The organism is Vreelandella zhuhanensis (genome assembly GCF_009793355.1).
In the GTDB taxonomy this organism is placed as follows: domain Bacteria; phylum Pseudomonadota; class Gammaproteobacteria; order Pseudomonadales; family Halomonadaceae; genus Vreelandella; species Vreelandella zhuhanensis.
In genome coordinates this window covers 177,180-203,272 of record NZ_WTKP01000001.1, presented here as the reverse complement: position 1 = coordinate 203,272, position 26,093 = coordinate 177,180, and the positions used below count along the sequence as shown (strand labels likewise).

The 26,093-nt window shown below is 57.7% G+C and carries 25 protein-coding genes; 21 read left to right on the top strand and 4 right to left on the bottom strand.

The window, feature by feature from the left end; translation table 11 throughout:
• Positions 1–64: 64 nt before the first annotated feature.
• Positions 65–1,732 (bottom strand): electron transfer flavoprotein-ubiquinone oxidoreductase, encoded by a 1,668-nt coding sequence (locus GPM19_RS00875; RefSeq protein WP_160417008.1) that lies wholly within the window; start codon positions 1,730–1,732, stop codon positions 65–67.
• 446 nt (positions 1,733–2,178) lie between these two features.
• Here GPM19_RS00875 and GPM19_RS00870 point away from each other — a divergent pair, with 446 nt between their 5' ends.
• From GPM19_RS00870 to GPM19_RS00830, 9 genes are all read left to right on the top strand, one after another.
• Complete coding sequence (locus tag GPM19_RS00870; RefSeq protein ID WP_160417007.1) at positions 2,179–2,931, top strand: electron transfer flavoprotein subunit beta/FixA family protein; 753 nt, start codon at positions 2,179–2,181, stop codon at positions 2,929–2,931.
• Positions 2,928–3,866: an electron transfer flavoprotein subunit alpha/FixB family protein gene (locus GPM19_RS00865; protein WP_160417006.1), complete on the top strand. Its 939-nt coding sequence runs from the start codon at positions 2,928–2,930 to the stop codon at positions 3,864–3,866. The genes GPM19_RS00870 and GPM19_RS00865 overlap by 4 nt, the downstream gene beginning before the upstream one ends.
• Before the next feature lie 191 nt (positions 3,867–4,057).
• Positions 4,058–4,666 carry a superoxide dismutase gene (locus GPM19_RS00860; RefSeq protein ID WP_160417005.1) on the top strand — a complete coding sequence of 203 codons (609 nt, stop codon included), beginning with the start codon at positions 4,058–4,060 and terminating at the stop codon, positions 4,664–4,666.
• Positions 4,667–4,953: 287 nt separating this feature from the next.
• Positions 4,954–5,754: a DUF3450 domain-containing protein gene (locus GPM19_RS00855; RefSeq protein ID WP_227842039.1), complete on the top strand. Its 801-nt coding sequence runs from the start codon at positions 4,954–4,956 to the stop codon at positions 5,752–5,754.
• Complete coding sequence (locus GPM19_RS00850) at positions 5,751–7,121, top strand: MotA/TolQ/ExbB proton channel family protein (protein WP_160417004.1); 1,371 nt, start codon at positions 5,751–5,753, stop codon at positions 7,119–7,121. The genes GPM19_RS00855 and GPM19_RS00850 overlap by 4 nt, the downstream gene beginning before the upstream one ends.
• Positions 7,096–7,638: a MotA/TolQ/ExbB proton channel family protein gene (locus tag GPM19_RS00845; protein ID WP_160417003.1), complete on the top strand. Its 543-nt coding sequence runs from the start codon at positions 7,096–7,098 to the stop codon at positions 7,636–7,638. Before GPM19_RS00850 ends, GPM19_RS00845 begins: the two co-directional genes overlap by 26 nt.
• A complete protein-coding gene (locus GPM19_RS00840) occupies positions 7,631–8,038 on the top strand; it encodes an ExbD/TolR family protein (protein ID WP_160417002.1) in 408 nt (135 codons plus the stop codon). The genes GPM19_RS00845 and GPM19_RS00840 overlap by 8 nt, the downstream gene beginning before the upstream one ends.
• Complete coding sequence (locus tag GPM19_RS00835) at positions 8,035–8,838, top strand: energy transducer TonB (RefSeq protein WP_160417001.1); 804 nt, start codon at positions 8,035–8,037, stop codon at positions 8,836–8,838. The genes GPM19_RS00840 and GPM19_RS00835 overlap by 4 nt, the downstream gene beginning before the upstream one ends.
• 4 nt (positions 8,839–8,842) lie before the next feature.
• Entirely contained in the window at positions 8,843–9,952 is a 1,110-nt protein-coding gene (locus GPM19_RS00830; RefSeq protein WP_160417000.1) for a tetratricopeptide repeat protein, read from the top strand.
• Between the two features lie 39 nt (positions 9,953–9,991).
• Here the strand turns inward: GPM19_RS00830 and xthA are convergent, their stop codons facing one another.
• Positions 9,992–10,819, bottom strand: a complete 828-nt coding sequence (xthA, locus tag GPM19_RS00825; RefSeq protein WP_160416999.1) for an exodeoxyribonuclease III — start codon at positions 10,817–10,819, stop codon at positions 9,992–9,994.
• Positions 10,819–11,073, bottom strand: coding sequence for a hypothetical protein (locus GPM19_RS00820; protein ID WP_160416998.1), 255 nt, complete (start codon positions 11,071–11,073; stop codon positions 10,819–10,821). The genes xthA and GPM19_RS00820 overlap by 1 nt, the downstream gene beginning before the upstream one ends.
• Positions 11,074–11,217: 144 nt before the next feature.
• Between GPM19_RS00820 and rhlB the strand changes: the two genes are divergently transcribed.
• Positions 11,218–12,492, top strand: coding sequence for an ATP-dependent RNA helicase RhlB (gene rhlB / locus GPM19_RS00815; RefSeq protein WP_160416997.1), 1,275 nt, complete (start codon positions 11,218–11,220; stop codon positions 12,490–12,492).
• A gap of 5 nt (positions 12,493–12,497) precedes the next feature.
• Entirely contained in the window at positions 12,498–14,627 is a 2,130-nt protein-coding gene (dinG, locus tag GPM19_RS00810) for an ATP-dependent DNA helicase DinG (protein WP_160416996.1), read from the top strand.
• A gap of 99 nt (positions 14,628–14,726) precedes the next feature.
• Here dinG and GPM19_RS00805 read toward each other — a convergent pair whose 3' ends face one another.
• Complete coding sequence (locus GPM19_RS00805; RefSeq protein ID WP_160416995.1) at positions 14,727–15,821, bottom strand: 3-deoxy-7-phosphoheptulonate synthase; 1,095 nt, start codon at positions 15,819–15,821, stop codon at positions 14,727–14,729.
• A 411-nt stretch (positions 15,822–16,232) separates the two neighbouring features.
• On the opposite strand from GPM19_RS00805, the gene rpoE reads away from it, so the two are divergent.
• From rpoE to recO, 10 genes are all read left to right on the top strand, one after another.
• Positions 16,233–16,832 carry an RNA polymerase sigma factor RpoE gene (rpoE, locus tag GPM19_RS00800; protein ID WP_160416994.1) on the top strand — a complete coding sequence of 200 codons (600 nt, stop codon included), beginning with the start codon at positions 16,233–16,235 and terminating at the stop codon, positions 16,830–16,832.
• Between the two features lie 176 nt (positions 16,833–17,008).
• Positions 17,009–17,755 (top strand): sigma-E factor negative regulatory protein, encoded by a 747-nt coding sequence (locus tag GPM19_RS00795; RefSeq protein ID WP_160416993.1) that lies wholly within the window; start codon positions 17,009–17,011, stop codon positions 17,753–17,755.
• A 75-nt stretch (positions 17,756–17,830) separates the two neighbouring features.
• The gene (locus GPM19_RS00790; protein WP_160416992.1) at positions 17,831–18,802 is read left to right on the top strand and encodes a MucB/RseB C-terminal domain-containing protein; all 972 of its coding nucleotides are present in this window, start codon (positions 17,831–17,833) and stop codon (positions 18,800–18,802) included.
• The gene (locus tag GPM19_RS00785; protein ID WP_160416991.1) at positions 18,799–19,284 is read left to right on the top strand and encodes a SoxR reducing system RseC family protein; all 486 of its coding nucleotides are present in this window, start codon (positions 18,799–18,801) and stop codon (positions 19,282–19,284) included. The genes GPM19_RS00790 and GPM19_RS00785 overlap by 4 nt, the downstream gene beginning before the upstream one ends.
• Positions 19,285–19,414: 130 nt before the next feature.
• Positions 19,415–20,854 carry a DegQ family serine endoprotease gene (locus GPM19_RS00780; protein WP_160417249.1) on the top strand — a complete coding sequence of 480 codons (1,440 nt, stop codon included), beginning with the start codon at positions 19,415–19,417 and terminating at the stop codon, positions 20,852–20,854.
• Between the two features lie 226 nt (positions 20,855–21,080).
• Positions 21,081–22,898, top strand: coding sequence for a translation elongation factor 4 (gene lepA, locus GPM19_RS00775; protein ID WP_160416990.1), 1,818 nt, complete (start codon positions 21,081–21,083; stop codon positions 22,896–22,898).
• A gap of 15 nt (positions 22,899–22,913) precedes the next feature.
• Entirely contained in the window at positions 22,914–23,717 is an 804-nt protein-coding gene (lepB, locus tag GPM19_RS00770; RefSeq protein WP_160416989.1) for a signal peptidase I, read from the top strand.
• A 51-nt stretch (positions 23,718–23,768) separates the two neighbouring features.
• Positions 23,769–24,461 carry a ribonuclease III gene (gene rnc, locus GPM19_RS00765; protein ID WP_160416988.1) on the top strand — a complete coding sequence of 231 codons (693 nt, stop codon included), beginning with the start codon at positions 23,769–23,771 and terminating at the stop codon, positions 24,459–24,461.
• Positions 24,458–25,357: a GTPase Era gene (gene era, locus GPM19_RS00760; RefSeq protein WP_160416987.1), complete on the top strand. Its 900-nt coding sequence runs from the start codon at positions 24,458–24,460 to the stop codon at positions 25,355–25,357. Before rnc ends, era begins: the two co-directional genes overlap by 4 nt.
• Positions 25,358–25,383: 26 nt before the next feature.
• Positions 25,384–26,082, top strand: coding sequence for a DNA repair protein RecO (gene recO / locus GPM19_RS00755; RefSeq protein ID WP_160416986.1), 699 nt, complete (start codon positions 25,384–25,386; stop codon positions 26,080–26,082).
• The last annotated feature ends 11 nt before the right edge of the window (positions 26,083–26,093 follow it).

The window sequence follows — 26,093 nt, the reverse complement described above, 5'->3', positions numbered from 1 at the left end:
CATGAGGCTAAAAAAATAAGGACATGCCGTGGCATGCCCTTTTTGCAGCTTGGTAAAGGCGCTCTTACATATTGGGGTAATTCGGCCCGCCGCCGCCTTCCGGCGCGATCCAGTTGATGTTCTGGGCCGGGTCCTTGATGTCGCAAGTCTTGCAATGCACGCAGTTCTGGAAATTGATCTGGAACTGCGGCTTGCCGCGTTCGTCCTCGACGACTTCATATACCCCGGCCGGGCAGTAGCGCTGTGCCGGTTCGGCGTAAATGGGCAGGTTCTCGCGAATGGGTAGCTCGGGATCCTTGAGCTTCAAGTGACAAGGTTGGTCTTCTTCATGGTTGGTATTGGACAGGAATACCGAGGAGAGCTTGTCGAAGGAGAGCTTGCCATCCGGCTTGGGATAAGTAGTTTTTTCAAATTCCGCCGCAGGCTTGAGGGCGCCATGGTCGGTGGTGGTGTCATGCAGGTCAGGTAGTTTGCCGCCCAGCAGTTGATCGACGAAATTATAGGCGCCACCCCCCACGGTGCCATACTTGTGAAGCGCCGGACCGAAGCTGGCGCTTTCCTCAAGCTCCTGGTAAGCCCAGCTTTTCTCCCACTGTGCGGTGAAATCCGTCAATTCCTTGCCGCCTTCGTCACCGGTCTTGATAGCGTCGAACACAGCGTCAGCCGCAACCAGGCCGGATTTCATGGCCGTGTGAAGGCCTTTGATCTTGGAAAAATTCAGCGTGCCTGCATCACAGCCGATCAATAGGCCACCCGGAAACGTCATCTTGGGCAGGCAGTTCAGGCCCCCCTTGGTGATGGCTCGCGCCCCGTAAGCCACGCGCTTGCCATCCTTGAGGTGCTGGCTAATCACAGGGTGGTGCTTCATGCCCTGGAATTCATCGAACGGCGATAGCCAAGGATTCTGGTAGGAGAGATCCATGATCAGACCCACTACCACCTGCTGGTTTTCGGCATGGTAGAGAAACCAGCCGCCGTGGGTGTGTTTGTCCAGCGGCCAGCCGGAACCGTGCAGTACCAGGCCCGGTTGGTGTGTTTCGGCGGGCACGTCCCACAGCTCTTTCAAACCGATGCCGTAATGCTGGGGATCCTTGTCTTCGTCGAGATGAAAAGTACTGATCAAATGCTTGCCTAAATGGCCGCGTGAGCCTTCGGCAAAAAGGGTGTACTTGGCGCGCAGCTCCATGCCCGGCATATAGCTGTCCTTGGGCGTGCCATCTGCGGCAACCCCCATGTCGCCGATAATGATGCCGCGCACGATGTCACTTTCATCGATAATGGCTTCCTGAGCCGCAAAACCAGGGAAAATTTCCACACCCAGTTCTTCGGCCTGCTCGCCAAGCCAGCGGCACAAGTTGCCGGCGCTTATCACATAGCGGGCCTGGTCGCCGCCGGTGTTGTGCATGCTTTTGGGAACCAGGGCGTTAGGTATCTTTTGGGCCTTTTGGGCATCCTTGAGAAGATAGACCTCATCACGCGTGGCCGGGGTGGTTAGTGGAGCGTCACGGTCTTTCCAGTCGGGAAAAAGCTCGTTCAAGGCGCGTGGCTCGAATACAGCCCCGGAGAGAATATGGGCGCCCACTTCGGAGCCTTTCTCGACGACACAAACCGTCAGTTCCTGTTCAGCGTCGTTGGCTTGTTGCATCAAACGACAAGCAGCGGAAAGCCCTGCCGGTCCTGCACCGACAATGACCACATCAAAATCCATCACATCGCGTTCAACGTTTTCCACCCTGGCTTCTCCTCATTCGGTACGCACCGCATGGAAGTGATGCGTCGACAAATTTAAAACGGTCGTTTGCTTCTGGTTGTCTCCCATAATAGGCATAATACCCTTGTAAGGTCACCCCTACGATGCCAAAAACCGCTTCGGTGCTGCCAATTTTAGCTGATCGAACCATGGTCTCGAGGCAGGATGATGCGTTGGCGATTATGTTTAAATATGATCTAAGACCAAGGCCGTACTTGCCGGGTGTTGTTGGAAGTATGGTGCTTATGGCAGATTAGAAGAGTTTTTTACTTAAGCACCTATCAAACGCTTGCATGAATTCATGTGTTGGGCAACAAACATCGTTGATGTCTGGCGTTGCCGATTTTTTTTCACCACGAGGCGCTCGGTAGTTGTTGCCGAGATACTCATCAGGTTAAAGGCTCTGAAACGAGCCAAGCGAGGAAAGCATGAAAGTACTCGTCGCGGTCAAACGCGTCATCGACTACAACGTCAAGATCCGGGTCAAACCGGACCACAGCGATGTCGACCTCACCAACGTCAAGATGGCCATGAATCCCTTCTGCGAAATTGCCGTAGAAGAAGCCGTGCGCCTGAAGGAAAAAGGCGTGGCCACGGAAGTGGTGGCAGTGACGATCGGCCCCAAGGCTGCCCAGGAGCAACTGCGTACTGCCTTGGCGCTGGGCGCGGATCGCGCGATTCATGTGCAGACCGACGAACGCGTCGAGTCGCTTGCCGTGGCCAAGCTGCTGGCCAAGGTGGTCGAGGACGAGCAGCCGGGCCTGGTGATTCTCGGCAAGCAGGCCATCGACACCGACAACAACCAGACCGGCCAGATGCTGGCCGCCCTGACCCATCTTCCTCAGGGCACCTTCGCCTCCGAGGTGGTGGTGGAAGGCGACAAGTTGCAGGTGACCCGGGAGATCGACGGTGGCCTCCAGACCCTGGAGCTGTCCTTGCCTGCCATCATCACCTCGGACCTGCGCCTGAACGAGCCGCGCTACGCCAAGCTGCCCGATATCATGAAGGCCAAGAAAAAGCCCATGGACATCAAGACGCCGGAAGAGATGGGCGTCGAGATAGCCTCCCGGGTTAGCCTGGTCAAGGTCGAATCCCCAGCCGAGCGCAAGGGCGGCATCAAGGTGAGCTCGGTGGACGAGCTGGTCGATAAACTCAAGAACGAAGCCAAGGTGATCTCATGAGCATTCTGGTCCTTGCCGAACATCACGACGGCCAACTGGCCGCTGCCACCGCCCATGTCGTGGCCGCAGCGCAACAGATCCAGCAAGCTGGCGGCGGTGATATCGATGTCCTGGTGGCGGGTGAAGGCGTCGACGCCGTGGCCCAGGCCGCTGCGAAGCTCGACGGCGTGGCCAAGGTGCGCGTCGCCGATCATGCGGTCTACGCCCATCAGCTGGCCGAGCCGCTGGGTGACTTGATCACCCAGCTGGCTGGTGATTACAGCCACGTCCTGGCGGTAGCCTCGACCACAGGCAAGAACGTCATGCCACGTGTCGCCGCGCTCAAGGACGTGTCGCAGCTGTCCGAGATCGTCGAAGTCGACGATGCCGACACCTTCAAGCGGCCGATCTATGCCGGTAACGCCATTGCCACGGTCAAGAGCGCCGATGCTCTCAAGGTGATCACCGTGCGCAGCACCGGTTTCGATGCCGTGGCGGAAGGGGGCAGTGCCGCCATCGAAGCGGTGGATAGCGTGGTGGACAACACCCAGTCGCGCTTCATCAAGGAAGAACTGGCCCAGAGCGACCGGCCGGAACTGGGGGGCGCCAAGGTAGTGATTTCCGGCGGCCGCGGCATGGGCAACGGCGAGAACTTCAAGCTGCTCGACGGCATCGCCGACAAGCTGGGCGCAGCGGTAGGGGCTTCGCGGGCGGCAGTGGACGCAGGCTTCGTGCCCAACGACATGCAGGTCGGCCAGACCGGCAAGATCGTCGCGCCGGACCTGTACATCGCCGTGGGCATCAGCGGTGCCATTCAGCACCTGGCGGGCATGAAGGACTCCAAGGTGATCGTGGCGATCAACAAGGACGAGGAAGCGCCGATCTTCCAGGTGGCGGATTACGGTTTGGTGGGGGATCTGTTCGAGATCCTGCCGGAGCTTGAAAGCAAGTTGTGAAAATGCGCTAAGTAAGACAGGCGGTACTCGCAGCAGCCGGCATCTTGAAGATGCCGGCTGTTTTCGTATGCTTGAGTAGTTTTTGTATGCTTGAGTAGTTTTTGTTAGCGTAGTCGTCAAACAGCTGCCATCCTGAGAAATGCTTGAAACGCTATTATCACTGTGAGTGATTAATCAAAGGAGGAGTAATCATGCCGCATACACTTCCCGAATTGCCCTACGCTTACGACGCGCTTGAACCGCACATTGATGCGATGACCATGGAAATTCACCATTCGCGCCACCACCAGACGTATGTTGACAAGCTCAACACTGCGCTTGAAGGCACCGGTCTGGAAGATGTGCCGGTGGAAGAGTTGATGGCGAATGTCGATCGTGTGCCGGAAAGCAAGCGCCAGGCGGTTATCAACAATGGCGGCGGCCATGTCAATCATTCCATGTTCTGGCAAATGATGTCTCCCCAGGGTGGCGGTAAGCCCAAGGGTGAGGTTGCCCAGGCAATCGACAATGAGTTGGGTGGTTTTGACGCCTTCAAGGAAGACTTCAAGCAAGCCGCACTGGGTCGCTTCGGTAGTGGCTGGGCTTGGCTCAGCGTGACCCCACAAGAGAAACTGGTGGTGGAAAACACCCTCAATCAGGACACCCCGTTGATGCACGGCAATACACCGATTCTGGGGCTGGATGTGTGGGAGCATGCCTACTACCTCAAGTACCAGAATAAGCGTCCCGATTACGTGGAAGCTTTTTTCAATGTGATCAACTGGGATGATGTCGAGCGTCGTTATCAGCAAGCCCCCTGATAAGCCTTATGATTTGATTGCTGATAAAAGCCGCGCCTTGCAAAGGCGCGGCTTTTTTGCGTGCAAAAGGACTGTGCACAAAGGATATAAGGCTCCCAGGAGGTGTTGCAGTCTGGAGTTAATGATAAGTATTGTCATTTATTGGTTTGCTGTTACCCTAGCTGCCTGCTAAAAATGAATGCCAATCATTCCTGTTTTCCTTTTGATGGAAATGTCGCCGCCCTGGGATGGGTAACTTGGTGTGTTGCCCGGATTATTAATGTGATTTATTAACATGGGTTATTGCTATGAGCTTTTGGAGAAATTCCTCGCGGGCCAGGCGGTTGTTGCCTACTTATGGGTTGTTACTCGCCATGCTGTGGGTGTTGCCGTTAGCCGCGCAGGAAGAATCCGTCATTGGTGAGGCGCTGGATGCTCAGCAAGCCCAAACTGCCCTGCAAGAACGTATTGATGCAACAGACGAGACCACGCGCGAAATGCTCGAGGAACTTCGTCGCCTTGAAAAAGATACGCAGCAGCTGGAGCGGCAAAATTCCCAGCTAGCGGCTCGGTTGGTGGAGCAGGCACAAAGCCAGCAGCAGCGAGAAGCGGCGCTTTCCACGCTGGCGCAAACGCGTCAGGCCCTGCCAGGTTTCGAACGTGAGATCGCCGCTCAGTTGCAGCGTTGGGTGGAACAGGATCTGCCCTTCTTGCAGGACCAGCGTCTTGCACGTGCGGCGAGTTTACAGCCGGACGGCACAGCAATCTTTTCAAGTGCCGAGCGCATCGAGCGCTTGCTTGAAGCATGGCGAACCGAACTCGAGTATGGCCGTGAAGTGGACGCCTGGCGTGGGAGGATTGTCAGCGAAGAAGGCGGCGCGCGGGAAGTGGACTACCTGAGAATCGGCCGTGTGGGATTGTATTATCTTACCCCGAGCGGCCGTCAAGGCGGCGTGTGGCAGGCCGAATCCGGCCGTTGGGAAGCGCTGAGCGATTCGCAGCGCAGCCAAGTGCGAGAAGGGCTGCGTCTGGCGCGTGACCAACGCGCGCCAGAGCTTCTGACGCTGCCGATCTCCCAGCCCTTGACTGCTCCGGAGACGTCCGCATGACGATTGGACAACGCCTGAAAGCATTGGCCCTGGTCAGCTTGATCATGCTGACAGCGGGCAGTGTTCATGGTGACCCCTTAACCACCTTGCGTGAAGCTCGGGAAGCTGCGCAAGCCCGGGATAACGCTCGCTTGAGTGCGCTGCTGGAAGATCGGGAGGCCTTGCAAGCCGCCCTGGGCGAGGCTCGGGAAGCACATCAAAAAGCCCAGCGGGAACAGCAAGCCCTGGCGGCTCAACAAGCGCAACAACAGGCGCTGGAACAGGAGCTGGACGCCCTCCAGCAAGAGCAAGGGGCGGATTTCGATCGTATCCTGTCCGCCCTGTCACAGCACAGTTCCGGGCTTCGTGACAGCTTGAATGATAGCTGGATCACGCTCGGCGAGACCTCCTTGCCCCCACGACTGGATGAAAACGAGGTGCTGGAAAGCCGGCACATCGAGCAAGTGGTCGACAGCCTGATGGCGTTGACCGCGGAAACCGCCAGGGTGGTGCGCCTCGAGGCCGAGGTGGCGGATGCCGACGGCATGATCTCGCAACAAGAGATCATCCGCTTGGGTGACTTTGCCGCTTTCAGCGAAAGCGACCTGTTGCAGCGAGGCGAGGGGGAGGGAACGCTCTCCGTCGCGCCTCGCACACCGCCGGACGTGGCTGAAACCTTGGCTGCCTTTCATGCCGGTGAGAGCCGCACTCTGGCAATCGATCCTACCCAGGGCCAAGTGATAGCGGCCATGGCCCAACAGCCAAGTTTGCTAGAGCGGTTTCATCAAGGTGGGGCCGTTGGTTATGTGGTCGTAACGCTGGGTATCTTCGGGTTGTTGGTGGCCTTGTTGCAGTACGTTTATCTTCTGGGGGTCACGTTCAAGGTGCGTCGTCAACGCCGGCAACTGGATGCGCTGAGCGATAACAATCCTTTGGGTCGCGTCCTGTTGCGCTTTCAAGCCATGGACAGTCATCAGGTGCCCGAAGCACTCGAGGCTCGCCTGGATGAAGCCGTGCTCGCGGAATTGCCGCGCCTGGAACGCGGTCAGCCCATTGTCAAGCTGCTAGCGGCCGTGGCGCCGCTGTTGGGGCTATTAGGCACGGTCACCGGGATGATCGTCACTTTTCAGGCGATTACCGTGTTCGGTACCGGTGATCCGCAAATGATGGCGGGCGGTATCAGCCAAGCCCTGGTGACGACCGTGCTGGGTCTGGTGACCGCAGTGCCCTTGCTGTTCGCCCAGACGGCGCTTTCCGGGCGTAGCCGGTATCTGGCCAATGTGGTGGAAGGTCAGGCCAGTGCCACGCTAGCCGAGCATCTGGAGGCGCGTTTGCCACACCAGCCTCGAACGGTGAACGAAGATGCAAACGTTAATGCAATGGCTTGAGCCGCTGGCACGTTTGCTCGATGCCGGAGGCTGGGTATTGGTGGTGTTGGCGGTGGTCGCGGTGGTGTTGTTTGCCATGGCGTTCGAGCGCTGGTGGTACTACCGCGTAACCTGGCGCCTGGCGCGTCGTTCCCTGCTCAAGCGCTGGACGGCACGCGAGGAGCACCGTAGCTGGAGCGCCGGGATTCTCCGCCAGGTATGGGCCGATGAGTTGATCATGCGCTTGCGTCGCCCCTTGCCATGGTTGAAGTTGCTGGTCGCCCTGTGCCCGTTGTTGGGTCTGTTGGGGACGGTCACCGGCATGATCGTGGTATTCGATAGCCTGGCGCTGAGCGATACCCACCAGGCCCGGGCCATGGCCGACGGCGTGGCGCGGGCAACCTTGCCTACCCTGACCGGGATGGCCGTGGCCGTGGTGGGGTTGCTGTTCATCAGCCGACTGGAACATGTCATCCGACGAGAGGACCAGCGTCTTCACGACCGTTTGGCACGCGCTGTGGAGGATACCCATGCGTAGACGTCGCACCAGTGCGAACAATGATGAAAGCAATGAAATCAACCTGACCCCCATGCTGGACGTGGTATTCATCATGTTGATATTTTTCATTGTGACCACCAGCTTCATCAAGGAAAGCGGTATCGAGATTCAGCGTCCCGAGTCCAGTGCCGCCACGCCTCGCCCGGATGCTCAGGTGTTGGTGGCGATTACCCCGGAAGGAGCGGTCTGGGTGGATGGACAGCCGATAGACATGCACCGATTGGGTGGAGCGGTTGCCGATCTGGTCAGCGATGATGGCTCGGTGGTGATACAGGCGGATCGTGACGCCACCACAGGAATATTGATCGAAGTGATGGATCGGCTGCGGGAGGCAGGCGTCGACCAGGTTGCCGTTGCGGCTAGCCGGAGCGCCTCATGACGCGGGTGCCTTTTTCGTTGCTGGGTGGAGCCGGGTTGGCGCTGGTGCTGTTCTGGTTGCTGGCGGTACTGGTGTCGCCTCCGGAGAATCCCCTCGAAGAACCGGAAGTGCCGATTAGCATGACAATGGTGGAAGCACCCGAGGTAGTGGAGGAGGTGACGCAGGAGACCGCCGAACCGGTTGCCCGGCCTCAGGCTCTGCCGGAAACGGCGCCGCCACCTTCAGCGCCTGAACCCTTACCCGAGATCGACAGCTCCATCACCATGCCGGAACCTGAGCTGCCACCGGAGGAGATGGTGCTTGCTGAACTGGACAGCAGCTTGCCCGAGCTATCCGAAATAGAGCCCCAGCCGGAACCGAGGCCGGAGCCCGAGACCACTCCTGAGCCTGAACCCGCCCCTGAGCCTGAAACTGAGCCTGAAACTGAGCCCGCGCCGGTAGCCCCGTCGCAGCCAGTGCAGGCCCCTAATGATGCCTCGAACCCAGCAGCGACATCAAACGAGATGGAGAATGCCCAAGCCAGTCAGGAACCTGTGGATGTAGGTTCGCCTACACCTCTGAACCAGGTCCCGCCGGAGTATCCTTCTCGAGCGCAACGCCGGGGCCTGGAGGGGCATGTGGAGCTTGAGTTCTTGATTCGCCGGGACGGCAGTGTCGACGCCTCGTCCATTGAAGTGGTGGCTGCCCAGCCGCGCAGGGTCTTCGACCAGGCTGCGCGCAAGGCGGTAGCGTCTTGGCAGTTCGAAGCCGCTTCCCAAGTGCGTCGGGCGCGCCAGCGTGTCGAATTCCAGCTGAGGTGAGAACATGAATGCATGGCGGCAAACATTATCGCGGCTGATGCGAGCAGGTTCGCGCTTGTTGCTTGTGGCTATTCTAGGTGCAGCGTCTCTTGTTGCCGCAGCAGCACCGGCCTTGCCGGCGGATATCATCGCCGACCTCAGTTCGCTGCAGAAGCGGCTCGAGCAAGGCGAGTATCAGGACGTCAGCCGTGTAGCCCTTAGCCAAGCCGAGCGCCTTGAAGAGGGGAACGCTAGCGATCGTTGGGCAAGTGCACTTTATCTTCAGCTTGCCGCAGGTGCCGAGGCCAGGCTGGAGCATCATGAAAACGCAGCTGATCTCCTTTATCGCGCCAGGCAAACCCCGGGGCTCGAATCGCAGCAATATGATCGTTGGCTCTACGAGGAAGCGAGCTCGCGTCTTTCGGCAGGGCAGATCGAGCTTGCCACCCAGCGGCTGGCTGAATGGCTTGAGACTCACCCCGAACAAGAGCGAGAGATATGGCTGATGGTGCAGTTGTTGGTCCGTCAGGAACGATGGGATGACGCTGCCTCTTGGGTTGATCGGGCGCTGGATGAGACGGCCACCCTGGATTCGCAGCAATCGGCGCTTGCGGTGACGGTCTATCAGCGGGCCGGTAATATCGACAAGGCCTTGGTGGTCCTCGAACCTGGGCTGGATAGCGATGCACCGTCTGTTGAATGGCGACGTGCCGCGGCCATGGCGCAACAGCTTGAGCAGTTTGCCTTGGCTGCCGCGATCTGGGACGCCGGTTGGCGTATCGGGGCGCTCGAAGGTGCGGAAGACTTGCTCACCCTGGTGCAGTTGCATTTACGCGTAGGCACGCCGGCCCGGGCAGCTGAATACTTAGAGCAAGCGTTGAGCCAGGGTTTGGTGAAGCAAACGCCCGCGCATCAACGCCAGTTGGCCCAGGCTTGGCAAGCGGCGAAGGATCAAGCACGGGCGCTTGAGGCCTGGCAAACCGTGGCCGAGCGCAGTGGCATGGCTGAGGACTGGTTACGATTGGGCCAGCTTGCCCATGGGTGGGGCAAGACCGACGCCACGAGGCACGCTTGGGAGCAGGCCGCGGCACTGGGGGCTGAGCAAGCCAGACGGTGGCTGGCTCGGTTGGAGTAAGTTTTCTGTGCTAGCTATTTGGCGTTGTTTCCCGCTCTGTTATTTGTTTAGCGAAAGCGCCAGTTCGGTCCATACTGGGGCGTGATCCGAGGGCTTTTCCATGGCGCGCAGGTCGTAATCGATCCCGGCATCGCCGACATATTCTGCCAAGGGCTGGGTCACCAGAATATAATCGATGCGCAGACCGCGTTTGGGGTCGCGCTCGAAGGCTCGCGAGCGATAGTTGAACCAGCTGAAGCGGTCGTCTATCTGGGGATAGCGGACACGGTAGCTATCCACCAGGCCCCAGTCCTTGATTGTTTGCAGCCATTCACGCTCGATGGGCTGAAAGCTGGTCTTGCCTTCGCGCAGCCAGCGCTTACGGTTGGCCTCGCCGATACCGATGTCGATGTCTTCCGGCGAGACATTGAAATCTCCCATCACCGCCAAACGCTCGTCAGGTGCGTGTTGCCGGGTAAGCAAGCGCGCAAGCTGGGCGTAAAAATGACGCTTGTTGGGAAACTTGGTGGGGTGGTCGATATTTTCCCCTTGGGGAAAGTAGCCATTCCATACGGTCAGCGCCTGGCCGTCATCACAACGCAGGCGCACCCCGATCATGCGGCGCTGGGCGCCGTCCTGGTCGTCGGGAAAGCCGTGAAACACCTGTTCGGGTTCCTGGCGGGACAGGATAGCCACCCCGTAATGGCCTTTCTGGCCATGGAAGAAGACGTGGTAACCCATCGCCTCCAGCGTTTCGCGGGGAAACTCACTGTCCTGCACCTTGGTTTCCTGCAGGCCGATCACGTCCGGCTGGTGCTGATCGATCACCGCCTGCAACTGGTGAAACCTGGCGCGCAATCCATTGATGTTGAATGACACCAGACGCATCAGTCATTATCTCCCTTGCCGCGTGAAGAATGAGAGTCACCGGCGGGGTGAATGCTGATCGACTGGCCGGATTGCTGGCGCTCCTGCTTGCGTACCGCTTGCAGTTTGCGTTGTTGCTGTTTCTTGGCCACAAGCCGCCGAGAAGGGGTCACTTGATCGGGGTTGTCGTGGCGCCACTTCTTGTAATCCTTGCGCCGTCCGGTACGAATGGTCACCTTGTCGGCGATTGAACGGGTCTTTTTCTTACGCGTCATGTCGCGCTCCTTTCCGAATATGGTGCTTATACTAACAGTCCTGTCGGCTCCTTCGACAGCTGAACGCGCCCTTGGCGCCAAGGGCTGGTACAATAGCCTTTTCTTGAAGCCCAACATCCACTGCAACGGATAGATAGATAGCCTATGAGCGAGTCGGAACAGACCACAGCATCGGCCCAGAACCGCAAGCCCAAGCGCCGCCGTCGGAAGCCGCGTCGCCGCCAGTCCAACTGGGATCTCCGTCAGTTTCAGGTACCGGCCGTGGCCGGAAAGTGGCGCTTTCATGACTTTGACCTGCCACTGCCCTTGATGCGTGCCATTCATGCCCAAGGCTTTGAGTATTGTACGCCGATACAAGCAGAAGCCCTGCGTCAGACCCTCCTGGGTGGCGATATCGTGGGCAAGGCGCAGACAGGTACCGGCAAGACGGCTGCTTTTCTGATTTCCTTGATGGCCTATTTCCTGGAAGAACCGGCACCCGAGGGTCAGAAACCTGGCGCTCCGCGTGCCTTGATCATTGCACCAACGCGAGAGCTGGCGCTGCAGATCGAAAAGGATGCCAAGGCGTTGGCCCGCTTCACATCGCTGAGCGTATCAAGCGTCGTGGGCGGTATGGATTATCAGAAACAGCGCGATGGGCTGGGCAAGAAAATCGATATTCTGGTGGCGACACCGGGGCGTTTGCTGGACTTTCACCAGAAGCGAGACATCGACCTTTCCGAGCTGGAAGTGCTGGTACTGGATGAGGCCGATCGAATGTTGTCGATGGGCTTCATTCCCGATGTGAAGCGTATTATCCGCTATACCCCCAAGAAGGAAGAGCGTCAGACGTTCTTGTTCTCCGCCACTTTCACCGAGGACATTCTCGAACTGGCTAGCCAGTGGACGCAGAATCCTGCGCATGTCGAGATTGAAAATACGGTAGAGAATCAGGCGGACATCGACCAGCGCGTCTATCTGGTGTCGGATGACGACAAGCAACGCCTATTGGTCAATCTTCTTGAGCAGGAAAACTTCGACCGAGTAATGGTGTTCGGCAACAGGCGTGACTTGGTACGCAAACTTGATGAGGCCTTGAAGAAAGCCGGAATCAATGCAGCGATGCTTTCCGGCGATGTGCCGCAGAATCAGCGCATCAAGACTCTGGAAAGTTTCCGCGAAGGCGAGCTCCAGGTACTGGTGGCAACGGATGTGGCCGGGCGTGGCATTCATATCGAAGATGTCAGCCATGTGATCAACTACACCTTGCCGGAAGACCCGGAAGATTACGTTCATCGTATCGGGCGTACCGGCCGTGCCGGCGCCAAGGGCGTTTCGATCAGCTTCGTCGGAGAAGAAGATGCGTTTTCGTTACCCGAGATCGAACGTTATCTGAATGCCAAATTGCCTTGTGAACATCCGCCGGAAGGGCTCTTGTAAGCCGCATGCTGGACAAGACGCTCAAAGACGAGATCCAGGCAGCCTACCGCCAGGTAGTGGAACGGCTGGATTTGACGCCACGTTACGGGCAACGGCTGATGATCGCCGAAATTGCCCGTACGCTGGGGGAGATTCAAAGTGATGATGACGGCAAACGCACCAACGACACCCATGTGTGCGTCCTGGAAGCAGGAACGGGCACCGGCAAGACCCTAGCCTATCTGCTGGCGGCGCTACCGATCGCCAAGGCGCGTGGCAAGCGCTTGGTGATTTCCACCGCCACCGTGGCACTTCAGGAACAGGTGCTCAATCAGGACCTGCCTTCCTTGGCACAGCATAGCGGTATTGCATTTCGCTACGCTTTGGCCAAGGGGCGTGGGCGTTATGTATGCGTTGCCCGTCTGGACCAGGCGTTGGATGGCGTGGTGCCCAACCCGACGTTGTCGCTTTTCGAGCAGTCACTGCAGGAGCAGAGTGCCGACTTTACCGGGTTGGCGACGCGCATGGGCGAGGCTTACGGTCAAGGTGAGTGGGAAGGCGACCGAGATACGTGGCGTGAAGCCATCGATGACCAGTATTGGCGTCGTTTGACCGTGGACCATCGCCAGTGCACTGGGCGTCGTTGTGGTCATTTCGCTGCCTGCGCTTTTTTTCGTGCCCGCCGTGAACTGGAAAATGCCGATATCATCGTGGCCAACCATGACCTGGTACTGGCTGACCTTGCCCTGGGTGGCGGAGCGATACTCCCCGATCCGGCGGATTGTGTGTATGTGTTCGATGAGGGGCATCATCTGCCGGACAAGGCGCTTTCGCACTTTGCCTATCGTTTTGCGGTGAATGGCTGCTTGCGCTGGTTGCAGACCTTGAAGAGCAGCTTGACGGATCTCAATCAGGCCTTGGCGGTACAGCCGACGATCGCGCGCCTGCTAGCGGGCTTTCCTGAGCTGTTTCACGCCCTGGAGCCGGCCCTGGGAGATGTCTTCAGTAGTGGCCATCAACTGACGCAGCGCCCCAATGGGTTGTCCGAAGGCGAAACCACCTGGCAGCAACGCTTTGCCAAGGGAGAAATCCCTGACGGCCTGCATGAACAGGCGACGCAGCTGGTGGTGATGTTTGCCCAGCTATCGCGCAATCTTGAAAGCATCAGCGACATACTGCGTGAAAGCCTGGACCCGGATAAAGCCACGGGGCTCGATCGGGAGCAGGCCGAGGATTGGTTGCCGTTGATTGCGCTGGTGCATGGAAGGGCGGTAGATGCTCATGCTCTCTGGCAAGCCTACAGCGAACGTGACCCCGAGAACGAACCGCCGCGGGCGCGCTGGTTGACTCTGACCCGTGTCAATGGCGAAGCTGAATTGCAGCTTTCCGCAAGCCCGGTGTCGGCGGCGCATACGCTGGCCAAGAATCTCTGGGGGCGTTGCTATGGCGCCGTGGTCACGTCAGCCACCTTGACCGCCCTGGGGCGCTTCGAACGCATTCAGGAGCGTGCCGGACTGGCGGGGCGCTACCGTTACCAGTCATTGCCCAGCCCCTTTGATTACTCGAATGCGGTGTTAAGCATTCCGGCCGAGGCCATGGACCCTAGCGATCGCGATGCTCACGAGCAGGCTATCGTGCGCTTCGTGACCAAGCTTGGTGAGAGTGAGGCGGTGCTGGTGTTGTTTTCGTCGCGAGCGCAGTTGCGTGCGGTGGAAAAAGCCTTGCCCGAATCACTCAAGGTGCGCGTCCTGGCTCAGGATGCATTGCCCAAACGTGAGCTTATCGAGCGTCATCGTGCTGCCGTGGATCGCAGTGAAGGCAGCATCATCTTCGGCTTGGCAAGCTTTGCCGAAGGGATAGATTTGCCGGGCGATTACCTGACCCATGTGATCATTACCCGGTTACCGTTCGCCGTGCCGGATGACCCTGTCGGGGCAACGCTGGCGGAGTGGATCGAGAGCCAGGGCGGCAATCCTTTCATGCGGATCAGTGTGCCTGACGCCTCGATCAAGCTGGTGCAGGCGTGTGGCCGACTGATTCGCAAGGAAACCGACATCGGGCGTATCACCTTGCTAGACCGGCGCGTGTTGACGCGCCGCTACGGCCAGGCGCTGTTGGATGCGTTACCCCCGTTTCGGCGTGAGATCGGTGCATGAGAGCGGTGAAAGGTGTCTTGCGACTACCATGAATGCACAGCGCCCGCACGAGGCGGGCGCGCTGAAGGTCATCAAGAGCACTGTATTCAAGAGTGCCGTTCAGGCTGGCTGGGAGGCCTCAGGGGTATGACGCTTTGCCAGAACCGGCGCCAACTTCTCATTCATGCGCTTGAACGAGTCGACGGTGGTGTCCCAGTCGATGCAGGCATCGGTAATCGAGACGCCGTAAGTCAGTTGGCTCAAATCGTCGGGCACCTTCTGGTTGCCCCAGCCGATGTTGGATTCCACCATCAACCCGATGATTGTGGTATTGCCTTCGAGAATCTGGTTGGTGACGTTTTCCAGCACCAACGGCTGCAAGCCGGCATCCTTGTTCGAGTTAGCATGCGAGCAGTCGATCATGATGTTGGCGGAAATCTTGGCTTTTCTAAGCTCTTGTTCCGCCAATGCGACACTGACACTGTCATAGTTGGGTTTGCCGTTGCCGCCACGCAGGACTACATGGCCGTAAGCATTGCCGCGTGTACGAATGATGGCCACTTGGCCTGACTGGTTGATGCCCAGAAAATTGTGCGGGTGAGCCACAGATTGCAGGGCATTGATGGCCACATCCAGGCTGCCGTCGGTACCGTTCTTGAAGCCTACCGGGCAGGAAAGGCCGGAGGCCATCTCGCGGTGGGTCTGGGATTCGGTGGTACGTGCCCCGACCGCCGACCAGCTGATGCAGTCCTGCATGTACTGCGGGGAAATGGGGTCAAGCGCTTCCGTTGCTAACGGCAAACCCATTTCCGACAGATCAACCAATAGCTTGCGGGCGATATGCAACCCTTCCTCGATTTCAAACGAATCATTGAGATGGGGATCGTTGATCAGGCCTTTCCAGCCGACGGTGGTGCGTGGCTTTTCAAAATAGACGCGCATCACGATGTACAGGCTGTCCTTGACCTCATCGGCCAGGCGACGCAGACGGCGGGCGTAATCGAGGGCGGACTCGACATCGTGAATCGAACAGGGGCCGACCACCACGAGAAGGCGAGGATCTTTGCCATCGAGTATGTTCTGTATGGTATTGCGTCCCTCGATCACGGCATGCTCGGCGGAATCGGTCAGGGGTACGGCTTCCTTGAGGGATTCCGGCGTAATGAGCACATCCTGTGCGAGAACGTTAAGGTTGTTGACCTGCTGTTGGGACATCTTGCTACCTGTAGGCTTGCGCGAGTGGCGATTATAAGGTCCTACTATGGCGCGCTCGGGTGGTAAAAATCAATTCTCATCCCACTATAGAATAACCGCGACGGTAGAATAATAGGTGCAGGCAGATAGCGATGAGAAGTCACCATTTGGCACACAGAGAGCCACCTTGCGCTTGATGAGTCGTCGGGAACACGTAACACTTGTAGATATTTTGCTATTGGCGGTTTGTGGTTACACCACATTTTTCATTTGGTAAGTCTTGTCGCATTGCTATGCGCTTGAAGTTCAATTACCGCTTCGTTACCCACTGGATGCCCAAGGGACACTATGCTGCATGCTGCAATTGCCCATCTTTCAGGGCCAACAGGAACATTGTCCGACGCCCAGCGTCGAGCCGAAGGGAGCGCGTGAATGAGCACTCGGGAAACGGACCAACAGCTTGTCGAACGTGCTCAACAAGGGGATACCCGCGCTTTTGATTTATTGGTGAAAAAATACCAGCACAAGATCATCGGCCTTATCGGGCGCTATGTGCACGACCACTCCGAGGTTCAGGATGTCGCTCAGGAAGCGTTTATCAAGGCATACCGTGCCTTGGGGAGCTTTCGCTCCGAAAGTGCGTTTTATACCTGGATGTATCGTATCGCTATCAATACTGCGAAGAACTACCTGGTATCCAGGGCGCGCCGCCCACCGGGCAGTGACCTGGATATCGGGGATGCTGAAGTACTCGATCAGAGTGGCCGCCTGGCTGATCCGGAGTCGCCGGAATCGGCAATGGCGCGCGATCAACTGGAAGCAGCGGTTTTCGATGCTATCGAAAAACTACCGGAAGATCTGCGCACAGCCATCACGCTGCGTGAACTCGATGGCTTGGCCTACGAAGATATCGCCCAGATCATGCAGTGCCCGGTGGGGACGGTACGGTCACGCATCTTTCGCGCCCGAGAGGCGGTCGATGAGCATATCAAGCCGTGGATATCCACTGCCCGTAACAGCCGCGAACTTTGACTGAACGAAACCGGGTGATAAATTGTGCCAGATCACATATTGCGGCTGTTTTTGATCGATGCGCTGAACTGTCCGGCGCGCATGACGTCAGAGCAATATGAGTCAGCCCGCACAGTAATCGGGTTGTTGTTGACGCGACACAGGCATTGGCCTTATCGAGTGTGAGGGTGTGAAGTATGAGTCATGACACACGGGAATCGCTTTCCGCCTTGATGGATGATGAAGGTGACGAGCTAGAATTGCGGCGGGTGCTGAAAGCATTGCCGAGCGATACAGACGCCGCGGATACTTGGCGACGCTACCATCTGGCACGTAGCCTGATGCAGCGCGAACATGGCGTGGATGTGTCCACCGACCTTTCCGCGGGCATCATGGCACGTTTGCAAGAGGAGCCTGCTCCGGCCGCACAGGCGCCGCCGCAGACTGGCCATCGTGTTTCCTTTGTTCGAGGCGCTGGCGTTGCTGCGGCGGTCTCGTTGATGGTGTTGGCTGGGGTGCAGTTCTATGGAGGCGGCGCATCGGAAGATGGCGACAATCTGGTGGCTTCTTCGCCGCAGTCTCCTTACTTGCCTTCAGGGGACGCCGAACGCCAGGTGCGGCCCGTCAACCTGGGCACTGCTTCCGGGGCGCAATCCGCCGGAATGGCAAACAATGTGCCCATGTTCGAGCAAACCCCCTTCCGTGTGAGTGGGCAAGCAGGTCGCAGCGGCTTGATGAATGTCACCGAGAGTGGTTTTTCCGTTTCTCAGGCACCTCAAGGTCTATCGCGCCGGCAGGCGGAGCAGAGTGACATCGAACAGATCAGGTTGCTGCAATCCTACCTTGATCGCCATGCGCAAGGCGCCGCCTATGGTAGCGGTGACAGCTGGATGCCATTGCTGCGCGCCTCCTCTTCGAGCATTGAGCCGCAGAGCCAGCGTTGATGATTTTTATGGTAAGCCGTGCTTCTCTTGCTTGGCCGCAATAAAAGCCGCACCAGAAAGAAAGGAGAATGCCGGATGAGAATGCGCTTGGTGAGAGCCGTGCTGACAGGAATTGCCGTCTTTATCATGGTGTCTCAGGGGGTTGCTGCCCAGGAGGCCGAGCAAGCATTTGATTGTGAAATGCTACGTGAGATGGAAAAAGCGACAACAGAAGAGCAATGGCTTGAACGTACCCTGTGGGCGAGTCATTGCTATATCTTTCAGGCGCGCGCGGTCAATATCAGCGATGTAGGAGTGAGAACGCTAGCACTTTCCCATCAGATCCAGGACGGTTTGCAGCAGCAGGTCGTGCAGTTTCTGGATGGTCCCTCGGTCAATTTCGAACGTCAGGGACGTGTGGGCCTCGTCCGTTGGGCCAAAGGCTCGGATGATAGTGTAAACGCTTCTCCCACCGGCCTCGTCAATCATATAAACGATCATTACAGGCTCTCCCTGATGGGAGAGGAGCGCATTGCCGGGCGTCAGGCCGTTCGCTTGGATATCACGCCTCACGATGATTTGCGCTTTGCGCATCGTTGGTGGCTGGATAAGACAAGTGGCCTTGTGTTGAAGCAAGTGTTGGTAGATCACCAGAACCGCTTGCTGGAAACCTTTCAAATCACCCAGCTCCAGTCCCCTCGCCTTTACGAAGGCAAGGTAAAACTAGATGAACCGCGCACGAAGTTGGAGCGTTCCTGGCGCCCTCAATGGCTACCCCCGGGTTTTGTCGCTCAGCCGGTCAATACACATTCGGATCCTGACGCCTTGCTGAGGCATCAGGTATTCAGTGATGGCTTGGCAGCTATAAGTATTTTCGTTGAACCGCTTGCCGAGCAGAGTGCTCTTGCGCCCGGGCGTCATCGTCTTGGGGTTTCCATTGCCACTGTGCATCAACGCGAGCATCAAGGTGATGTCTGGCAACTGGTGGTGATAGGAGAGGTACCTGTCCCTGTACTGGAACGTGTGGCGCAATCCATCGAATTATCCGAATCAGTGACACCCCCATGAACAGTGCGCCTCATGGCAACCCCGGCCAGGAGAACCTTGAACCTGCTGTGGGTATCGCCCGCTGCCAGGGTTCACTCCTGGTGCGGGCGGCTCAGGTGGTGGAATGCAAGGGGAATAGGGTAATCGTCGAGGTGATGGGGCAGGAAGGCTGCGCGCGGTGTGAGCAAGGCGGTGGCTGTGGAGCGGGCCTGTTCATTCGCTCGCAACGCTGGCATCTGGAAGTGGTTGCACCGAAACCGCTCGCAATCGGGGAGGTGGTAAGCCTGGCCCTGCCACGCAAGACGCTTTCTCTGCTGGCAGCCACCGTCTATGCGCTACCGCTGGTATTCGCCTTGATTATTGCTGGAGTGGGGCAGGGCCTGTTCGAAGCTCCCTGGATGGCGCCTGTCGGTTTCTTTGTCGGTTTGCTGGGTAGCATCTTGGGACTACACTATTTCCTGAAGGAACAAAGGGAACGTTTCCGGCCGCGATTGGTTTTTTGAGATTGTCCTCCGGAGCCGTATTTTCTCCGAGACTGTATTTTTCCAAGACACTGTCTTTTCAAGGCAACCCTCTGCTCTGGAAAGCGTCTTGGGGACTAGGTCCAATCATGAAAAGGAGCTTTACATGAGCATAAAGCGTTTGATTTACCCCTCAGTTTTCTGGGTCTGTCTTGTCGCGCTGCTACTGATGGGGCAAGGTGTCCAGGCCCAGGAAACCGGTAGCCTGCCCGACTTTACCGAGCTGGTCGAAGAAGCCGCGCCGGCGGTGGTGAACATTTCCACCAGCCGTACGGTGCAACGCCAGGGCGGTCCCATATTCCATGGGTTTGGAGGGCAGGAAATTCCTGAAATCTTCCGGCATTTTTTTGGTGACCGCTTTCCAATGCCACCGGGTGGAGAAGGGGGTGGCCAAGGCCGTGGTTATGAGCGCCAATCCCTGGGATCCGGCTTCATTATCAGCGAAGACGGTTACATCATGACCAGTGCCCATGTGGTGGAAGGGGCGGATGAAATACTGGTGCGCTTGGACGATCATCGTGAACTGGAGGCGACGCTGGTGGGGAGCGACCCACAGACTGACGTGGCGGTGGTGAAGGTGGAAGCGAGCGGTCTTCCGATGCTCCCGATGGGGGATTCCGACAAGATGCAAGTCGGTGAGTGGGTGGCGGCGATCGGTTCTCCGTTTGGTTTCGATCACTCGGTTACCGCAGGCATCATCAGCGCGATCAATCGCACCTTGCCGCGTGATGCCTATGTGCCTTTCATTCAGACCGACGTGGCGATCAACCCGGGCAATTCCGGTGGGCCGCTGTTCAATCTCGATGGCGAAGTGATTGGTATCAACTCCCAGATATTGACTCGCAGCGGTGGGTTCATGGGTCTGTCGTTCACCATCCCCATCAATGTCGCCATGGACGTGGCCGAGCAATTGCGCGAGGAAGGCCGTGTCGAGCGTGGCTGGCTAGGGGTTATGATTCAGCCGGTATCACGTGATCTGGCTGAATCCTTTGGTATGGAAAGTGCCAGTGGTGCACTGATTGCCGATCTGGATCCTAATGGACCGGCAGCTCAGAGCGGTTTGCAAGCGGGCGATGTGATCCTTGAAGTCGATGGCGAGGAAGTGGAGCGTTCCAGCAGCTTGCCGCGCCTGATCGGTCGTGTCGACCCAGGTGAAGAAGTCACCCTGACGTTGATGCGTGATGGGGAACAGATGACTCAAGAAGTGACACTGGGCGAATGGCCGCGCGAAGAGGAAGCTGCGGCCACCACCGGCGGGGAAGACAGCCCGGCGCGCCTCGGAATTGTCGTGGCCGAACTGGATGACGCCCTGCGTGAACGCCTGGGGATTCCCGGCGGCGTTCTGGTGCGTCAGGTTGAGCCGCAAGGTGCCGCGGCGCAGGCTGGGATACTTGCAGGTGATATTCTGGTAAGTATCGATAACCGTCCGGTGTCGACCCCTCAAGAGCTTGCTGAAGTGGTTGAGAACTTGCCCACAGACAGAGCGGTACCGATTCGCCTATACCGTGACGGCCGTTCGCTGTTCGTGGCATTACGCCTGAATGGTGAATAGTCGCTGCCAAACGTGCCGATGAACCGGCATTACTTACCTTGATAACGAGATCCGGCGGCCTTGTGCCGCCGGACTGCTGTTCCTATCACGCGCATATCGCTACAATGGCGCCATTCTTTCGCCGGTAATGTGACGCCATCCCCTGGTAGCCTTTCCGAGCTTCGAACCTATTACCCCCGACCGTCGGATTTGGCCGGTGGTGAACTGACAAGGTAGAACAGATTCGATGTCCCACGATGCATCCAAAGGCAAACTTAGCCACATTCGCAATTTTTCGATCATTGCCCACATCGATCATGGTAAGTCGACCCTCTCGGATCGTTTGATCCAGACCTGCGGTGGCTTGACCAATCGCGAGCTGAAAGAGCAAGTGCTTGATTCCATGGATATCGAGCGTGAGCGAGGTATCACCATCAAGGCGCAGTCGGTCACCCTTGATTACAAGGCACAGGATGGGCACACCTACCAGTTGAACTTTATCGATACACCCGGGCACGTGGATTTTTCCTACGAAGTGTCACGTTCGCTGTATGCCTGCGAAGGGGCCTTGCTGGTGGTCGATGCCGCCCAAGGCGTGGAAGCTCAGTCGGTGGCGAACTGCTATACCGCCGTCGAGCAGGGTCTTGAAGTGTTACCCGTGCTCAACAAGATCGATCTGCCCCAGGCGGATCCGGATCGGGTGGCCCAGGAAATCGAGGAAATTATCGGCCTTGACGCCGTCGATGCCTGTCAGGTCTCCGCCAAGAGCGGTATCGGTATCGATGCACTGCTGGAACGGCTGGTGCGTGATATTCCACCGCCCCAGGGCGACCCCGAAGCGCCGCTTCAGGCACTGATCATCGACTCCTGGTTCGATAACTATCTGGGTGTGGTGTCTCTGGTACGGGTGTTTGACGGCACCTTGCGCAAGGGCGAGAAGATTCGCATCGTTTCCACCGGGCGCGACTGGGGGGCAACCGAAGTGGGTATCTTCACCCCCCTGCGCAAGCAGACCGACATTCTGCGGGCGGGAGAAGTCGGGTTTCTGGTGGCGGGTATCAAGGAAATCCACGGCGCACCGGTGGGCGATACCATCACCCATACCAAGACGCCTGATGTCAAACGCCTGCCGGGCTTTCAGAAGATCAAGCCGCAAGTCTACGCGGGGATGTTCCCGGTTAGCGCCGATGACTACGAAGACTTCCGCGATGCCTTGGAAAAACTCGCCCTCAACGATGCTTCGCTGCAATATGAGCCGGAAAACTCCGACGCTCTAGGCTTCGGCTTCCGGGTGGGGTTTTTGGGCACCTTGCACATGGAAATCGTTCAGGAGCGGCTGGAGCGTGAATACAACCTGGATCTGCTGACCACTGCACCCACCGTGGTTTACGAACTGGCCATGAAAAATGGCGAGGTGGTCTACGTTTCCAACCCGTCCAAGTTGCCCGACATGGCAGATGTGGACGAAATGCGAGAACCGGTGGTGAGAGCGGGTATCCTGGTGCCTCAGGAATATGTCGGCAACGTGATTACCGAGTGTGAGCAGCGTCGTGGCACTCAGCTCGACATGCAGTTTTTGGGTAATCAGATTCAACTGGTCTATGAATTGCCCATGAGCGAAGTAGTCATGGACTTTTTTGATCGATTGAAATCGATTTCCAAGGGTTATGCCTCACTGGAATATAATTTTGAGCGCTTCGAAGCCGCCAAATTGGTACGTCTGGACGTACTGATTAATGGTGACAAGGTAGACGCCCTGGCGGTCATCATTCACCGGGACCATGCACATGGACGTGGACGCCTGCTGGTCGAGAAAATGAAGGAGTTGATTCCACGCCAGATGTTCGATGTGGCGATTCAAGCCGCCATCGGCGGACAGGTGGTGGCGCGCGCCACGGTCAAGGCATTGCGCAAGAACGTCACCGCGAAATGTTATGGTGGCGATGTCTCGCGCAAGAAAAAGCTGCTGGAAAAACAAAAAGCTGGCAAGAAGCGCATGAAGCAGGTCGGCCGGGTGGAAATTCCCCAGGACGCCTTTCTGGCCGTACTCAGGGTCAACGACTAGGGAATCTCATCAACCATGGATTTTTCACTTCTTCTGGTTCTGGCAGTGGCCGTTTCGGGGATTGTTTATTTACTCGATGTTGTATGGTGGCGTCCCAAGCGTCGCCGAGAGCTTGCCATTGCCGAGACGGCCACCACGGAAGGCCTGGATCAACCCACGCGGGAAAAACTGCTCAAGGAGCCGTGGCCGGTCGATTACTCGCGCTCATTCTTTCCAGTATTGCTGGTGGTGCTCGTGGTGCGCAGTTTTGTCGTGGAGCCCTTTCAGATACCGTCCGGCTCGATGCGCCCCACGCTGGAAATAGGCGACTTCATCTTGGTCAACAAGTATGCCTACGGCTTACGGTTGCCAGTATTGCATACTCGCATCCTGGAAGTCGGTGACCCCGAACGGGGCGATGTGATGGTGTTTCGTTTCCCCGACCAGCCTTCGGTCAACTTTATCAAGCGCGTTATCGGTATGCCGGGAGACCGGATTCGCTATGAAGGCAAACAGCTATATATCAACGGTGAGCCGGTCCCCAAGCAGTTGTTGGAAGAAGGTCCGCCGCTGGCGCCGCGTGAATTATTACTTGAAGAGTTTCTCGATGAAACGCCTCACAACATTTATAACAACCCGCGTGATCCCGGCCCGCAAATGCGTGAGATCGTAGTGCCTGAAGGGCATTACTTCACCATGGGTGACAATCGTGACCATTCCAACGATAGCCGCTACTGGGGCGTGGTTCCGGAAGCCAACATTGTTGGCCGTGCCTTTGCTGTCTGGATGCACTGGGATGATGGTTTGCCCAGCTTTACCAGCGTGCGACGCATACAATGATCGCTTATGTTTTTCACTCTTTTTTATTGTCGAGAATGACCCAGGAGCCCCGTGAGTAACTCCCTAACCCCTTTTTGCCGACGAATCGGCTATACCTTTAGCGATGATGCGCTATTGGAACTGGCCATGACCCACCGTAGCTTTGGGGGACGTAATAATGAGCGCCTGGAGTTTCTAGGAGACTCCATTGTCAATTTCGTGATTGCCGAAGCACTTTACCAACGTTTTCCGCAAGCTCGCGAAGGTCAGTTGTCGCGCTTGCGTGCCCGTCTGGTGAAAGGCCAGACCTTGGCGGAACTGGCGCGTGAAATGTCGTTTGGTGAGTGTTTGCGCCTGGGTTCCGGCGAAATGAAAAGCGGTGGGCATCGGCGAGAATCGATTCTCGCCGATGCCGTCGAAGCAATAATTGGGGCTATCTATCTGGATGCGGGCATGGACAGTGTGCGAGAGCGCGTACTGGCCTGGTACGCCGAGCGTCTGGAAAATATTTCCCTGCAAGATACGCAGAAAGATCCCAAGACCCGGCTGCAGGAATTTCTGCAGTCGCGTCAAGCCGGTTTGCCGCGTTACGACGTGGTTCTAGTGAAAGGTGAGGCACACGCCCAGATGTTTACAGTGGAATGCTATATTGACCTGCTCGACGAGCACACCACCGGCAAGGGGCCGAGCCGCCGCCATGCTGAACAACAGGCTGCCGAGGATGCCCTCTTGCACCTGGAAACCAGCAAGGGAGACAAGCAATGACGCAGACCTGTGGATTCGTGGCGATCGTTGGACGTCCTAACGTAGGCAAATCGACGTTGATGAACCGTATCCTGGGGCAAAAGGTGTCGATTACCACGCGCCGCCCCCAGACGACCCGGCATCAGGTCAGAGGCATCAAAACCCAGGAAGACGCCCAGTTCATTTACGTCGACACGCCGGGCATGCACATCATGTCGAAGGATCGCAATAAGGCGATCAATCGGTTCATGAACCAGGCAGCCACCCAGGCATTGCGTGATGTAGATTGCGTGGTCTTCATCATCGACCGCACCCGCTGGTCGGAGGAGGACCAAGCTGTCCTTGCGCGTCTTGAACACGTCAAGGCACCGGTGATCCTGGCGGTCAACAAGGTGGATCGCCTGACCGATAAAAGCGGTCTCATGCCTTGGTTGGCTGAAGTGGGCGCACGACGCGATTTTGCCGCGATCGTGCCGATTTCCGCCAAGCACGGCACCAATGTCGATGAGCTTGAAGCAGAAGTGGCCAAGCACCTGCCGCAAAGCGAGCATTTCTTCCCGGAAGATCAGATCACCGACAAGAGCATGCGCTTTCTGGCCGCGGAACTGGTACGTGAAAAAGTCATGCGTCAGTTAGGCGATGAGCTACCTTACCAGATGACCGTGGAAATCGAGGAGTTTCGAGAAACCGAGCGTGTCACGCATATCAGCGCCTTGATTCTAGTCGAACGCCAAGGGCAGAAGATAATTCTGATAGGCGAGAATGGTGAGCGGATCAAGAGTATTGGACGTGAAGCGCGTCTGGACATGGAGCGCGCGCTGGATACCAAGGTGATGCTGAATCTCTGGGTCAAGGTCAAGCGCGGCTGGTCGGATGATGAGCGTGCCCTCAAGAGTTTGGGCTACGACCTCGACTGAGGTATGGCTCAAGACCGAGGTATCGCATGCAACCGGAGCCCGCTTTTCTGCTTCATCGCAGACCCTATCGGGAAACCAGCGCCCTGGTGGATCTTCTTACTCTCGACCAGGGGCGCATACGCGCCGTAGCCCGAGGCGCTCAGCGACCGAGCTCGCGTAGCCGTCAGCGTTTGCAGCCATTCACGCCGCTGTATGTGAGCTGGCAAGGCAAGCATGAACTCAAGCGTCTGGTAGTGATGGAATCGCGGGGGCAGACAGCGTTACTGGTGGGAGAGGGCTTGCTTTGCGGGTTTTATGCCAATGAATTAGCCACTCGACTGCTGCCCAACGAGCTGCCGGTCCCCGAAGTGTTTGCATTTTATTCAGCGCTACTCGAAGCATTGCCGGTGCCTGCCGAACGGGCGCCGGCTTTGCGTCGCTATGAGTTTGCCTTGCTTGATGCTCTAGACGCTACTCCCCGTTTCACGACCCCGGACGGTGGCGCCCTGGATATGCCGGTGCGTTATCGGTTCGAGCCCGTCAGCCGAGCGTTTATTCCCGGTTCTCGCGGTATCGATGGCCGCACGTTGCGGCTGGTTGCCCAGGGAGACTGGCAAGTGCCGGGCCTGGCAGGGCCGGTCAAGGCGGTGATGCGGGCGGCGTTGGCGCCCTTGTTAGGCGCCCGCCCGCTACGCTCGCGCGAGCTGATGATGGCACTGGCCCGACGCCGTCATCAATCCACTTAAAAAGGAGTTTG

What these genes read in the sequence shown, in the direction of transcription:
- GPM19_RS00870 (WP_160417007.1), top strand. Translation starts at nt 2,179, where the DNA reads ATGAAAGTACTCGTCGCGGTCAAACGCGTCATCGACTACAACGTCAAG.
- GPM19_RS00790 (WP_160416992.1), top strand. Translation starts at nt 17,831, where the DNA reads ATGAGAATGCGCTTGGTGAGAGCCGTGCTGACAGGAATTGCCGTCTTT.
- GPM19_RS00850 (WP_160417004.1), top strand. Translation starts at nt 5,751, where the DNA reads ATGACGATTGGACAACGCCTGAAAGCATTGGCCCTGGTCAGCTTGATC.
- rhlB (WP_160416997.1), top strand. Translation starts at nt 11,218, where the DNA reads ATGAGCGAGTCGGAACAGACCACAGCATCGGCCCAGAACCGCAAGCCC.
- GPM19_RS00820 (WP_160416998.1), bottom strand. Translation starts at nt 11,073, where the DNA reads ATGACGCGTAAGAAAAAGACCCGTTCAATCGCCGACAAGGTGACCATT.
- lepB (WP_160416989.1), top strand. Translation starts at nt 22,914, where the DNA reads ATGGATTTTTCACTTCTTCTGGTTCTGGCAGTGGCCGTTTCGGGGATT.
- GPM19_RS00835 (WP_160417001.1), top strand. Translation starts at nt 8,035, where the DNA reads ATGACGCGGGTGCCTTTTTCGTTGCTGGGTGGAGCCGGGTTGGCGCTG.
- GPM19_RS00860 (WP_160417005.1), top strand. Translation starts at nt 4,058, where the DNA reads ATGCCGCATACACTTCCCGAATTGCCCTACGCTTACGACGCGCTTGAA.
- rpoE (WP_160416994.1), top strand. Translation starts at nt 16,233, where the DNA reads ATGAGCACTCGGGAAACGGACCAACAGCTTGTCGAACGTGCTCAACAA.
- GPM19_RS00805 (WP_160416995.1), bottom strand. Translation starts at nt 15,821, where the DNA reads ATGTCCCAACAGCAGGTCAACAACCTTAACGTTCTCGCACAGGATGTG.
- era (WP_160416987.1), top strand. Translation starts at nt 24,458, where the DNA reads ATGACGCAGACCTGTGGATTCGTGGCGATCGTTGGACGTCCTAACGTA.
- lepA (WP_160416990.1), top strand. Translation starts at nt 21,081, where the DNA reads ATGTCCCACGATGCATCCAAAGGCAAACTTAGCCACATTCGCAATTTT.
- GPM19_RS00845 (WP_160417003.1), top strand. Translation starts at nt 7,096, where the DNA reads ATGCAAACGTTAATGCAATGGCTTGAGCCGCTGGCACGTTTGCTCGAT.
- GPM19_RS00855 (WP_227842039.1), top strand. Translation starts at nt 4,954, where the DNA reads ATGAGCTTTTGGAGAAATTCCTCGCGGGCCAGGCGGTTGTTGCCTACT.
- dinG (WP_160416996.1), top strand. Translation starts at nt 12,498, where the DNA reads ATGCTGGACAAGACGCTCAAAGACGAGATCCAGGCAGCCTACCGCCAG.
- GPM19_RS00830 (WP_160417000.1), top strand. Translation starts at nt 8,843, where the DNA reads ATGAATGCATGGCGGCAAACATTATCGCGGCTGATGCGAGCAGGTTCG.
- GPM19_RS00795 (WP_160416993.1), top strand. Translation starts at nt 17,009, where the DNA reads ATGAGTCATGACACACGGGAATCGCTTTCCGCCTTGATGGATGATGAA.
- GPM19_RS00865 (WP_160417006.1), top strand. Translation starts at nt 2,928, where the DNA reads ATGAGCATTCTGGTCCTTGCCGAACATCACGACGGCCAACTGGCCGCT.
- recO (WP_160416986.1), top strand. Translation starts at nt 25,384, where the DNA reads ATGCAACCGGAGCCCGCTTTTCTGCTTCATCGCAGACCCTATCGGGAA.
- xthA (WP_160416999.1), bottom strand. Translation starts at nt 10,819, where the DNA reads ATGCGTCTGGTGTCATTCAACATCAATGGATTGCGCGCCAGGTTTCAC.
- GPM19_RS00785 (WP_160416991.1), top strand. Translation starts at nt 18,799, where the DNA reads ATGAACAGTGCGCCTCATGGCAACCCCGGCCAGGAGAACCTTGAACCT.
- GPM19_RS00840 (WP_160417002.1), top strand. Translation starts at nt 7,631, where the DNA reads ATGCGTAGACGTCGCACCAGTGCGAACAATGATGAAAGCAATGAAATC.